7 protein-coding genes are annotated in these 13,259 nt (G+C 40.9%); 1 reads left to right on the top strand and 6 read right to left on the bottom strand.

The genetic code is table 11. The features are described from left to right. Positions 1-53 precede the first annotated feature (53 nt). Entirely contained in the window at positions 54-713 is a 660-nt protein-coding gene (locus tag KIH87_RS07740) for a TetR/AcrR family transcriptional regulator (RefSeq protein WP_232360955.1), read from the bottom strand. A 384-nt stretch (positions 714-1,097) separates the two neighbouring features. On the opposite strand from KIH87_RS07740, the gene KIH87_RS07735 reads away from it, so the two are divergent. Next, positions 1,098-2,945, top strand: coding sequence for a M2 family metallopeptidase (locus tag KIH87_RS07735; RefSeq protein WP_232360954.1), 1,848 nt, complete (start codon positions 1,098-1,100; stop codon positions 2,943-2,945). A 93-nt stretch (positions 2,946-3,038) separates the two neighbouring features. On the opposite strand, the gene KIH87_RS07730 is transcribed toward KIH87_RS07735, so the two are convergent. The 5 genes from KIH87_RS07730 to KIH87_RS07710 all read right to left on the bottom strand — a co-directional run bounded on the left by KIH87_RS07730 (position 3,039) and on the right by KIH87_RS07710 (position 12,873). Further along, positions 3,039-5,573 (bottom strand): PilZ domain-containing protein, encoded by a 2,535-nt coding sequence (locus tag KIH87_RS07730; protein WP_232360953.1) that lies wholly within the window; start codon positions 5,571-5,573, stop codon positions 3,039-3,041. 197 nt (positions 5,574-5,770) lie between these two features. Beyond that, positions 5,771-6,292 carry a SixA phosphatase family protein gene (locus tag KIH87_RS07725; protein ID WP_232360952.1) on the bottom strand — a complete coding sequence of 174 codons (522 nt, stop codon included), beginning with the start codon at positions 6,290-6,292 and terminating at the stop codon, positions 5,771-5,773. A gap of 8 nt (positions 6,293-6,300) precedes the next feature. Further along, positions 6,301-8,526, bottom strand: a complete 2,226-nt coding sequence (locus KIH87_RS07720; protein WP_232360951.1) for an ATP-binding protein — start codon at positions 8,524-8,526, stop codon at positions 6,301-6,303. A gap of 222 nt (positions 8,527-8,748) precedes the next feature. Further along, positions 8,749-9,669 (bottom strand): ABC transporter substrate-binding protein, encoded by a 921-nt coding sequence (locus tag KIH87_RS07715; protein ID WP_232360950.1) that lies wholly within the window; start codon positions 9,667-9,669, stop codon positions 8,749-8,751. A gap of 855 nt (positions 9,670-10,524) precedes the next feature. Next, positions 10,525-12,873 (bottom strand): response regulator, encoded by a 2,349-nt coding sequence (locus KIH87_RS07710; RefSeq protein WP_232360949.1) that lies wholly within the window; start codon positions 12,871-12,873, stop codon positions 10,525-10,527. Positions 12,874-13,259 lie beyond the last annotated feature (386 nt).

Below are 13,259 nucleotides of genomic sequence, written 5' to 3'. Positions count from 1 at the left end.
CATATGTTGACTTAATCTCATTGAGTCAACACTAAAAGAAAACGCCAATTACATCAGGCTATATCTCTCTCGGGATATAGTTTGATGTTCACCGCGCCAGGCGCAGCAAAACCCGCAGCAACAAAGTGGATAACCTTGCGGATCAGTTCAGCTATATCCATCTTCTCGTGAAAATCTGCCGCAGCGATATCCGTTAATGCCCGGCTTGAAGCCATTGTGAAAACACAAGATCCCAAAGCAAAATGCCAACGCCAAAACACTTCTTCTTTAGGTAAATGAGGAACCGTGGCATACAAGGCTCCATTAAAACGTTTCATAACATCGCCGTAATGGATATTGATGTACTTGCGCACGTGCCCTTGAGATTCATAGTAAGCTTTCGCGAATAACTGCACAAAAGTACGAGTACCATTGGGCCTTACCGAATCAAGCATTAAAAGCGGCTCAACCATCAACTCAAACAAATTTTCTGCATTAGCATTAGGGTGGTGCTCAGAGAGAAGATTGATGCGTTTATCCACTTCCGGCATCAATACACCAAGATATCGATCAAGAACCGCCTGAATAAGTTCTTTTTTGGAACCAAAGTGGTAGTTCACTGATGCGAGGTTTACATCCGCTTTACTGGTAATCGAGCGCAGTGATGTGTTGTCAAATCCCAGTTCAGAGAACAACAATTCGGCAGCATTAAGAATTTTATTTTTCGTGTTCACAGAGCAATACAAAATCCAATCATATCCACCTGACTCTATAGGCATGTTTACGAAAGTGCAAGTCTGTAGATGCCTAACCTATCGCCATAAGATCCAAGCCTCAGGGTAAACGCCCTCAACCTCAATAAATTCCGTAAAAAATAAAAGTCCCTATCTCATTATTTGCGCTACTTATCGCAAATTAATCACCGCTTACATACAAAGTCTGTTTATCCGTCGTTTTTTGATTATACTGGCCGATTATTTTAATACATGGGAATGTCGAGGAGAGTGAAGGTAACATTAATTTTCGGTTTTAACCTGTTAACTGTTATCTAAAAGACACAAGGGTTCACTCATCACTTCGACGATAGAATACAGCAACAACTCAGGATTATTAATATTATGATAAAAGCAAAATCCTCCAGCCTGGCACTGCTTATCAGCGCAGTGCTCGGTCTCTCAGCATGCTCTGAACAATCACCTAAAAACGACACAAGTGCCAAAGTTTCCCCTCAAGCTACTGCGGCAGAAGCAAAAGAGTTTCTGAAACAATCTCAGGAAGAATTAAATAAGCTTTCCTTACCAGCAGCTCAAGCAGCGTGGGCTTATCAAACCTATATTAATCAGGATACAGCCAATGTTTCGGCTTATCTTGGTGAGCGTGTTTCCAGCAAAGCTTCTGAAATGGCTAAAGAATCGGCCAGATTCAACAATGTAGAAGTAGACGCTGACACTCGTCGTATGTTGGACTTGTTGCGTCATTCCCTGGTATTACCACCACCGTCCGATGCCAAGCAATCTGAGCGTTTAGCTCAAATTCAGACAGACCTGGAAGGCATGTATGGCTCTGGAAAATACTGCCAAGGCGACGGTGACAACAAGAAATGTATGACTCTGACAGAAATGAGTTCCATTATGGCGACTCAACGCGACCCAGAATTACTGTTGGAGCTTTGGAAAGGTTGGCGAGAAGTCTCTGTTCCCATGAAACCTCTTTATATGGAAGAAGTTGAAATCGCGAACAAGGGAGCTCAAGAGCTTGGTTTTGCTGATATCAGTGAGCTTTGGCGCGGCAAATATGACATGAAATCTGACGACTTTGAAGCAGAGCTTGATCGTCTATGGGGGCAAGTAAAGCCATTTTATGATGCACTTCACTGCCACGTAAGAGCTGAACTGGGTGAAACTTACGGCACAGATATTGTTCCACAAGATAAGCCTATTCCAGCTCACCTGCTTGGCAATATGTGGGCACAAACGTGGTCCAATATCTATGATGTTGTTAAGCCAGAGCAGGAAATGAAAGTCATTGATGTGACCAAAGCATTGGAAGACAACGGCTATGACGAAATCAAAATGGTTAAGCAAGCGGAAGCTTTCTTTACAGGCTTGGGATTTGAACCTCTACCAGAGACTTTCTGGGAGCGCTCGATGTTCCAACAACCCGCTGATCGCGACGTTGTGTGCCACGCTTCTGCCTGGAACCTGGACAACGTAGACGACCTGCGTATTAAGATGTGTATCCAGAAAACAGGGGAAGAATTCGCCGTTATTCACCACGAATTAGGCCATAACTTCTATCAGCGTGCCTATAACAAGCAGCCTCTGTTGTACCAAAGCTCTGCAAACGATGGATTCCATGAAGCTATCGGTGACACCATCGCATTGTCCATCACACCTAAATACCTGAAAGGCATCGGCTTGGTTGACGAAATTCCTGATGCGTCAAACGACATTGGTATGTTGTTAAAAACCGCTTTGGACAAAATTGCCTTCGTTCCATTTGGTTTGCTAGTTGATAAATGGCGCTGGGGTGTATTCTCCGGCAAGATCAAGCCTGAAGATTACAACAAATACTGGTGGGAACTACGTGAGCAATATCAAGGCGTAGCATCACCTGTAGAGCGCCCTGCGGATGCATTTGACCCAGGTGCGAAATACCACATTCCAGGTAATACACCATATAGCCGCTACTTCCTTGCTCATATTTTACAATTCCAATTCCACAGAGCTTTGTGTGAAATTGCGGGTGACGAAGGTCCGGTTCATCGCTGTTCTATTGCGAATAACAAAGAAGCTGGCGCAGCATTAAATAAAATGTTGATGATGGGTCAAAGCAAACCTTGGCAAGAAGCTCTGGAAGTATTAACAGGTAAGCCAGAAATGGATGCAACAGCAATTCTTGATTACTTTGCTCCACTTAAAACCTGGTTAGATGAGCAAAATAAAGGCCGTCAGTGCGGTTGGTAAACACCCCTTGCATATAAGCTAAAGGCGTTCTTTTGAACGCCTTTTTCATTCTTGATTTCAATACACGAGCCTTAGCAAAAGTAATACGAACTCTTATTCACTGGGTTTTCGATTCAATAAGATCTCTTCTTCGCTAAATCCATATCGACGCATGACTTCATCCGTTGTATCGATAACCTCTCCTACCCCTATGATTTTTTTCAGCTCATTTTCAAACTGGGTAAGTTCCTCACTGGCGTTTTTGCGCACGTAGTTTCGCTCTTCTTTCAAAAATTCCCAGTCAATATCCGCTGATTGAGAAAACCATACAGTAACTGAAAAGAAAATCCCACGAGCCAAACAGGTAGCAATATAGTCTTGGCGTTCCATATTGCTGGCAAAGTCTTCACTTGGCTTACTTGTAACCATTTTCTCAAGCGAGCTAGCGTCAGGATGGTAAGCAATAAAAATTTCTTTCATCACCCCTTCCCTCAGTTCTGGTTTACCCTTGGAAGGCATCATCTTGAGTATTTCAGTGACAAAGTGTTGTTCATATTCGCCATCAGAAAACAGGGTATACATATTTTGAACATTACTGGTTCTGTCGGCCTCAATGCCCAAATTGAACAAGGTCGCAATTCGAGTAGGAATAACCGGGCGAGACATGGCTGCGGGTAATCGATATTTACCATGAAGCTTAAAATATAAGCCAAAATTCAAGGCATTATTCACATACAAATTGCGTAATGCATCGGGTAAATCCTCAATCTTTGATGGCGGATTATTGAGGTGCTTTTCAGCTACTGTTCGCGAATAGTTAATAAAGAAATGTTCCGCTGTGTGAATATCACTATCTCGCTTTTTGAACGGTTTTAACGAGACAAATTTACCGCCGGCACCAATATCGACAACCTCAAAAGGTAGATCAACCATTTGGTGATGCTTGGAGCGCGTTTTCAACTCAGGGAAGGTAATCTTTAGCACTTCGCCTTCTTGCCAGGGCAACCCTTCTCTCAATCCAACCCGGATTAAATAAGGGGTTACCAAATCGGTCACACCATCCTGTTTTACACCGTCTTTTTCCAGAATAACATTGGTTCTCACAGGAAACGGGCTGCGTGTTTGCTTAATATCACCGCGCAAGTTATTAAGCTGGATCATACTAAATGACTTTGACTCATCAGGCTCTGCCTGACGAAATCGTAATAGCGCCTTATAGTGTTTCTGGCTGACTTTATGGCGATGATAGGCCAAAACCTGAGTTTCATCGGTAATATCTGTCATCAGCACCATATGACTCAGCGCTCGTACTACTTTTAAGGCTCGCACAGAAATGGGAATTTTCCCCTCTTCCATTTCTTTTTTCGCCTGAGGAGTGGTCAACGGGCGATAACTTTGCTGCTCAGAGATCTCTTTAACTTGTAGTTTATAAACTCGCCAACTGGCTTGCCTGGTAGCATAAGCAAGAAAAGAGCTACGCAATAGCTCGTTGTCCTTTAACTCATAATCCATAGCCGTATAAAAAACCACATCATCTTTGCTGGTGGTATTAAAGGCATAGGCGTATAGCTCGGTAATTCCCCGCTCAATAATATAAGAGAGGCGCTCCTGACTTAATAATACGGATAAACAATGCTGCTGTTGCTTGTTACTCCAATAACAAAGCGATTTGGCACTCACTTCATTGGATAAAGCGTATCGAGGATAGAACTCACCTTTAGAATGAACTATAAAGACCGGAAATGACTTGGAGCCTTTAATAAAATACTGCTCCAAGCCTTTTATATTGAGCGAGCGCAGTGAATTACTCACATTCACCTTTCTCACCGGTTTCAAGGTACGTATCAGATCACGTAAAAATACCGTCACCTTGTCATAAAGCGTTACCTGAATGCGTTTTAATCCGATTTGCCGCTCGTCATCATGACGAATGATATTAACGACTTGATATCGCTCTCCATTGACATCATTCAATACATACTTGTTTTCCAATCCGGTGTAATAGAGTTGAAATACGTCCCCCACGGAGAACTGCATTTCACTATTGGTACGTACTCGAATGCCATGTAAGGAAAGATCCAGAGAACGGGCTTCAAATACTTCATTACAATCGGAACGTAATTCGACCTTACAGAAGAAATTCATTCTTTCTTCCTTTCTACGGTCAATATCAGCAAAACAATACGAGGGAACCAGATACGATATTTGAGGTGCAGATTGGGTCTCGACCGACTGCTGCGCTAGTGCAGGTGACTTGCCAGCCTTGAAGCTTTCTTGAGCCTCAACGACAGATTTTTCATAACGAACCCGAAAATTGTTTTCGGTTTTATGCACAGCTTCAAATACACCAATCGTAAAATCACCGAAAACACCGAGTTGTTTTTCAAACACCTGAGCCGCGACAGGATCCATAAAGTGATTGATATCCTCATACTCATAACGTTCACAAATCCCATCCACTTTGCCACGCAAATCGATCACCTGGCGACAAGGTTTTAGAAGCCTGCGAACCTCCATTTTGAGCACGAAATCACTACTGTTGGGTTCATTTTCCCGAGCCTGCAAATAAATATGCTGCATAGACTCAACAGAAAGATTGACATCAAGGTTTTTAAAAATCTCTTTGCTTTTACCCAATCCATTCACCATTCATCATTCAATCAGTCTCTGCCCCATATCAGAGATGAAATATTGATATGTTCACTTGTGACTTCCCCAACTCACAAACGTTCCTGCATCTAAGTATTGCTAGAACAGGTTTAAAGTGATTATTCTCGAATCAACATTCTCACTATAGCAACCTCTTTAGTGGGAGTCATTAAAGTATAGGTATTGAAAAAGAGACGCTACAACATAGATGGCTGTAGCCAATGCACTAGTTTGGACTTGGAAACAATGGTCTTTTGTTCCAGGAGTTCTTTCCAATTTTCAATATCAAGCGATATATGTAATTGCGCACTGGTAACGATATTCTCCAATTCTTTACCCAGCAGATATTCTGCAAGCAAATTCAAACCCGGATTGTGAGCCACTAACCAAAGTGAGTTAACACTCTTTTTTACTTTCGCAAGAATAGAAAGAAGCGTTTGGCCGGATGCTTCATAAATCAAGGGTTCCAAAGATAACACACTGATCGGCCAGCGATTTTCCTCAATATAGGCTAGCGCTGTCGCATAAGTGCGTACAGAATGAGAACACAAGATCAATTGTGGACAATCAAAGGATTTTCCATTCAATTCTTCATTTGCCAGGCATCTGGCCATATCAACAGCATTGAGCAACCCCCTTTTATTAAGTGGGCGATAACAGTCCTCTACGGGATATTTCCAACTTGATTTAGCATGACGACACAATACCAAATGTTTCAAAATCAGCCTCAAACCACTTTATCAACCGACAACCACTGGCGCATTTTTTCATACAGCATGTCTCTAATAATAGGCTTGGCCAGGTAATCATTCATCCCCATTGCTTTGGCTTTCTTAATTTCATCCGGTAATGCATTTGCGCTCAATCCCACAACAGGAATATCCAAATGTAATGTTTCCCTTATTTCACGAGTCGCAGTGTAACCATCCATTACGGGCATTTGTACATCCATCAAGACCAGATCGGCAGCATTATCCTTCAGGAAATTAACGGCAAGCTCACCATTCTCAACATGCACAACCTCTATGTGTTGTTCAGCCAACATTGCCATAACCACTTCGGCATTAATAATGTTGTCTTCTACCAGCAATATGCGTTTTTTGTTCTCTGAATCAAAAGGTTCAAATGCTCCCTCTTTATTACCTTTCGGCTGAGATAGAGACACCACCCCTTTGTACAAAAGGTTAATCAATGATTCCCGGTTAACGCTGGTGTATAAGGGGTGAACATTAGGAGGTAATTTACGAGAGCTCAATAACACTTCATCTGCATTAACAATAACCGTGAAATCCTCTCCCAGATTTCCCATATCCAAAAATTCCCCCAAAGAGCACAAACGCACCCTTCTCTCACCTTTACTAAATACGTCTAAACGTTTTATCAATGCCAACATAGGCGCAGAAAGACCACATGACTCCAGATCACCATTTTCGACTGTTATCAACGCCAGCACATCTTTCAGTTTTTCTTGAAGTTCAAAATGGGCACTGGGTAAAACCGGAATGCTAAAATAGAAGCAACTACCTCTTCCTTCCTTGCTTTGAACACCAATTTCACCGCCCATCAAATCGACCAAATTCTTACTGATAGTCAGCCCTAATCCCGTACCACCATATTTACGGGTAGTAGAACCATCAGCCTGAACAAATTCGTCAAAGAGTGTTGTCTGCTTAGCTTCAGGAATACCAATGCCAGTATCGATAACCTTACCCTTTAACCAAATTTGCTCTTCTGTCAGTTCCATCGACATATCGATAGTTACCGAACCACTCTCAGTAAATTTAACGGCATTGTTAACCAAGTTAAGTAAAATCTGGTGCAAGCGAAGAGGATCTGAGCGAATACTTAAAGGCAAATCTGCGGCTAAATTCGCATGTAGTTTAAGCCCTTTTAAATCAGCATTATTACGGCACAACTCAATGACCTGCTCAACTAACTGATCAGGGCAAAAGTCAATATTATCAATCACCACCTTGCCAGCCGCTAATTTCGAAAAATCCAGAATGTCATTGATAATGCCAACCAGGGTTTGTCCGCTAAGAAAAATTTTCTGTAGATACTGTTGAATTTGCTCTGGACTATCAGACTTTTGAGCTACCTGAACCAAGCCGAGAATACCATTAATCGGGGTTCTGATTTCATGGCTCATATTGGCAAGAAATGCCGACTTAAGTGCCGACATGTCTTCGGCCTTTTCTTTCGCTTTTTCCATCGCTTCCAAACTTTTCAGTTCAGTCAAAGACATTTGGTACAGCGAATTCGATAACAATTGAAATTCATCATAGCCGCTATCAGGAAAATCTTTATATACCTCTCCCGGTTCTTTTCTATTAATGCTATTCATCAATTTATCAAGTGGGTTTAGCGTAAATTGCCGAAACAGAGCATAACCTAATGATGCAAAAATAATTGAGCCTAAAAACAAATACAGAAAATGGATCTGATTCGCATCTTCTATCGCCTTGTTAACAGCTTCACCACTCCATTTAATAAGCATTAAATAATTCTTTAATTCCTTGCTACCTTTAGGCACTGTACGAATATTGTAACTAAACCAAAAATCATTATTTCCAAGATCAACAAACTGCGATTTTCGTGTTCTCAACGCACTTTGCACTCTTTCACGAAGTTCTCCGGGTAAATCAATAATATCTTTGCGGTATTTAAAACTACTGGAAGCTATAATCTGGTTTGACTGCTTATCAACAAAAATAACGAACTCAACTTCCTCTGAACTCGCCAGGTTTGTCGCAACACGAGTGAAATTACTGCGCCCTAAGTCAGCTTCCAAGGCTAATACAGCTGCATCGGCCATTTCTTGAGCTCGATTACGAGAAGTTTCAAGGAGAATGCCTTGAGTCGACCGATTGATTAAATAGCTTTGGGCAAGAAAAAACAGCATGAACAACACGCCCATGGGAAGCAAAACCTTGGTGGAAATAGACCACTTCATTATTGCTCCTGCTGACACATGAGATGAGCGAACACGCAAGACAAGAAGATGATACCAAAGACAGTACTGTTATACTCAAGCGACATCGCTTAAACCTCGGCTTCAGACCACATCGGCATACACAACACAATTATGGACATTTATATTACCTGATGGATTCTATCTATCCGGCACTCTTTTAGCTACTAACATTGCTCTTTTATGTGAAGAGCATCACGTAGATTATAGTTGAGGGTCAACAAAATGAATCAAATCCAAATCTTTTAAACATCTTAACGCTGTAGCAGGGGTAATCTCACACGCAAGTTTAAGCAACTTTTTCACTTTTTCAGGTTCTTCATGCAAATGAGCTTGTTGCCGCCAATCCAAAAATTCAACGCCTGAAATTTCTTTCTTTGCCAGCTCAACATCAACACCTAATTGTTCTGCAATAAAGGCGAGAAAAGGCTCAGGATTATTGTTGATTTTCTTCATCACCGCTTCCCAGAGACGACGCAAATCTTTCTTGAGGACAGGATCCCTGTCCCCTTTTAACATAATCACATCAATTATTTTGTAAGGTGTGCTGCTGCTATTAAAGATCACATGTACATTTTCAGATTTTAACAATTGAGTCGAAATTGGTGGATAAGTGACATAGGCTTGAATAGCCCCCGATGACAGCATAGATTCTGCATTCACCTGCTCGGCTTCAACATGCTCAACTTTAGGCTGAGAAATACCAACAGAGTCAAAAGCTATTTGAACAACATAATGACTTAAAGCCTGCCATTCAAAACCAACGGGCTGGCCTTGCAAATCCGCCAATGATTCAATTTGTTTATTGGCAACAATAACATCACCTCCATTTGAATAATCGGGAAATAAAACCAAATCCATAGGTTGCTCCAGGATTTGATTTATCTGAGTCACTTCAGACATGGAGCTGGCAAAACCATCAATATGATTTTTCACCACAGTCCGACGAAAATCAGCAATAGACAGGTTTTCGATTAGCCGAAGGTCAATACCCAGCTCTTCATCAAGGCCTATTTGTTCAGCAAAGTACAGAGGGTAATAGCCAATCCAGGGAGTTGTAGCCAAGACGATTTTATTAAGTTGAGGGCGTTCAGAACAACCGAGCAAAGCCCCGGAAAGCAACAATGTTACTGCTATAAAAAAATTATAAAACAATGACTTAATGTCAATATTGAAGTGCATATGAGAACCAATTATTGATTAGTCGTTATTATTTTCCCTTTCTGGTTAAATTCCACCATGTTAGATCTGTCTACGACCCATTTTTTAGATAGCATCCTCTCTGCAAGATACCATCCATAATCCTAAAGGAAACCCCAATCACCATATTTATAACATTAATTAACAAGAAAAAGGGAAATATATCTCAATGCCAAGATAGAGTCTTGGGGGAAACGAGGGAAAAGCCTAATCAATATAGTGTAGTCGTAAGTCAGAATACAGGAAGACTAAAATCCCCCCAACGGTCGACTCAAGCAACCTGAACAAGTAAACGCCTCCAAGGAAAAGACTCTTAATAATCACCTAAATAATTGTGATTAACGGCAAGTCAGCCACAGAAATTTAGCATTCAGCAATACGCTCGCTTTCAGGTAACTGCTTTTTCATTAATTGACTATATAGCCCATTCACATTTTTAGATAAAACATCATGCCCTCCCTGCATTACAATTAAATATATTTTTTCATACAAAATATAAATCACAGCCTTAACCCAATTAAACAAAGGGCTTCACAAAAGACAAAAAGATCGATTAGGAAAAAAGTAAGTTAGACTAATAATAAATAAACATAAAAACGTTTAACAAAATAACAAAACGAAATTTTGAAATAAAAAATCATTAAAAAAAACAATAACATGAAAAATATTAATTGGAGAGTATTTGATAAATAGAAAATATGAACTACGAAGCAAAAAACGTTATTTCAGGCTCCCTGTTCTACACATTAAACCAAGGCATTTTGAGCAAACTAACTGCACTCACACCAGATTATTAATACATCTATGCAGAACTTCCTGATCGATAGGTTTACTAATACAATCATCGAATCCTACTCTTTCGTACTCCAGCAAGTCCTCTTTCATTACATTTGCAGTAAGGGCAACAATTGGAAGATCAGGGTATTCAGCTTTGATTTTCGCACAAGCAGTAATACCATCCATTACAGGCATCTGTATATCCATCAGAATTAAATCTGGTCGATATTGAGAAACATAATTAACAGCAATCTCCCCATTCTCAGCGAGCTCAACATGAGCCCCTCTAACTTGTAACATAGCCTGAGCTATCGCTTGATTAATTTCATTATCATCAACAATTAAAATACGTTTGTTTGTCAGGTTTGTACTTGCTACTTCTGACTTTACATGTGGTGCGAATTCGCCCTTTGATTCAGGCAACGGAATATGAATAATAATTTCACTTCCCACACCAGGTTCGCTTTCAACCCAAATATGGCCGTCCATTATATCAACCAGCGCTTTAGTGATTGCCATTCCTAACGCAACGCCTTTATATGGATCATTGGAACCATTGAGCCTTCGGCTAAACAGAGTAAACAAATTACCTGCGGTTTCTTTATCCATACCAATCCCGGTATCCTTAACTCTAATCTCAATGCCATTTTCAGACTGAGTTTTAAACTCAGATAACGTTAAATCAACACTTCCTTTTTTAGTAAATTTGAGTGAGTTAGTTAGCAGATTTTCCACTATCTGACGTAAACGAGCCGGATCACCAAAGCGTCTTTCTTTGGCGAGCTTATTGATAAAATTCAATACAATAGCTTTCTTTTTGGCATCCTGGCGTAACGATTTCAATGTATCATCCACAATCTCTTTTACATTGAAATCTACCTTTTGCAGTTTTACGTTACCCGCTTCAATATCCGAGATATCCAAAATATCATTGACGGTATGAAGCATATGCCTGGTAGACCTTAATGCTGTCGCTACAAGCTCTTGTCCAAATTGGCTTAAAGGCTCATTCTTTAACAGCTGCAAAGATCCATAGATACCATTCATCGGCGTTCTGATTTCATGACTTGTATTAGCTAAAAAAGCACTCTTAGCCAGATTAGCCTGTTCCGCCGCGTCTTTCGCCTCTCTCAATTGTTTTTCGTATTTTTTACGAGTGGTAATGTCGCGGATCATGCCAATAAAATGCATATTCCCATTAACGTAAAATTCAGTCAGCGATAGCTCAATTGGAAACTTTCTTCCTTCTCGAGTCTGAGCTAACACTTCTCTATTACGACCTATCACTTTCGATGCTTGACCAGGTGTATAACCAGCCATTAAACGATCATGCCCAGATGCAATTTCACCATCCATCAATAACGCAACATTGTGCCCTAAAACATCATTGGCTTGATAACCAAACATTCTTGTTGCCGGTTCGGTAAACACTTCTATGCGACCTTTACGGTCAGTAATCACAATGGCATCGTTGATATTATTGAGAATTATATTTTGCTGGTTCTGAACTTGCTCCAGACTTTCATTAACCTGATCCAACAGTGTGCGCTTTTCCTTCACTTCCTGATCCAGTTCCTGATTCAAACGTAATGCGTGATCCTGAGCCAACACCTCATTTTTTAACGCAATCAGCAACGCCACAGCATAGGCTGCAAAACGTAACGCATGCCATCCCCACCATGACACATCCCAAAGTAAGGACTGCTGAAACATGATTGCAGCAAGGCCAAACATAAAACAATGTAAAACAAATAACAGATCATCCGGATTTTTTGACTCGCGATAGCAAAGTAATAACTTCACAGCAGCCATCAGTAACAACACTCCCCCCACAAAATTCAGCATTATAGCCAAGGGAGTAAAGCCTTCAGGCCCAACCAATTTAGGTAATGAGGAAGAAAAAATAACAGATAGGAAACACACGAACAGGGAAATCAAGCCAGTCCATATAGGCCAAAACATATTGAGCCTGTAGACAAAACGTTTCGGCAATAAAATCATGCTAAACAGCAAACCACCGAAGAAAGTAGCAACTGAATGCAACCACACAAATAGCTGCCCCGGCTCAGCCAAGGCATGAACGCCATCCATGACCCCCATCGCCGTCAAGGCTCCAGCAATAATGAGATTAAAACTGGTTCCTTCATTACGTCGGTGCAAAATAACCAAATAGTAAGCGACCAATAACGCAATCAATGTACCAGAGAATTCAATCGCGCTATGAAAAGGTAAGTGTTCAAAGCGCCACTCTTGTAAAGGCCCTTTACTAAGAATGAAAGCGCCAATATGAACCACAAAGCTAGCAACGATGGTAGCAATGATTGTTCTTTGAGTAACAGGAGAGGATCGCATTGACTTAAGCATTCACACTATTAATAGGGCTATTAACCAAATTATAGTCAAGCGAACAAATAGCATCCTGTTAATTATTAGCCATTCTCAATTATTGCTGTATCCAAGCACCAGACTTCTCTTATCTCATTACAAATAGGTAATTTAATTACTCGACATTAGCGCTCAAAATGCCTAGTGTATAAATAAAATTAAATCAACCCGTTTATGCTGTACGTTAGCCCAAATAACTGCCCCAAATAATCAGTCACCTACAGAAGTGGTGAGCAGCCCCTCAGCCGCAGGGAAGCGGCTGTGGAGACTCCAAGGACGGATCCACGTCGAGTCTGCGATCAATTTCTGTAGGTGACTTGCAGTTATGCACACTTATCTAGAGGTATTTCCTG

Origin of the sequence: Paraneptunicella aestuarii (genome assembly GCF_019900845.1) — a bacterium.
Classification (GTDB): domain Bacteria; phylum Pseudomonadota; class Gammaproteobacteria; order Enterobacterales; family Alteromonadaceae; genus Paraneptunicella; species Paraneptunicella aestuarii.
The sequence above is the reverse complement of the archived record's forward strand: the minus strand, read 5'-3'. Positions and strand labels throughout refer to the sequence as shown.

What these genes read in the sequence shown, in the direction of transcription:
- KIH87_RS07710 (WP_232360949.1), bottom strand. Translation starts at nt 12,873, where the DNA reads ATGCGATCCTCTCCTGTTACTCAAAGAACAATCATTGCTACCATCGTT.
- KIH87_RS07735 (WP_232360954.1), top strand. Translation starts at nt 1,098, where the DNA reads ATGATAAAAGCAAAATCCTCCAGCCTGGCACTGCTTATCAGCGCAGTG.
- KIH87_RS07730 (WP_232360953.1), bottom strand. Translation starts at nt 5,573, where the DNA reads ATGGTGAATGGATTGGGTAAAAGCAAAGAGATTTTTAAAAACCTTGAT.
- KIH87_RS07720 (WP_232360951.1), bottom strand. Translation starts at nt 8,526, where the DNA reads ATGAAGTGGTCTATTTCCACCAAGGTTTTGCTTCCCATGGGCGTGTTG.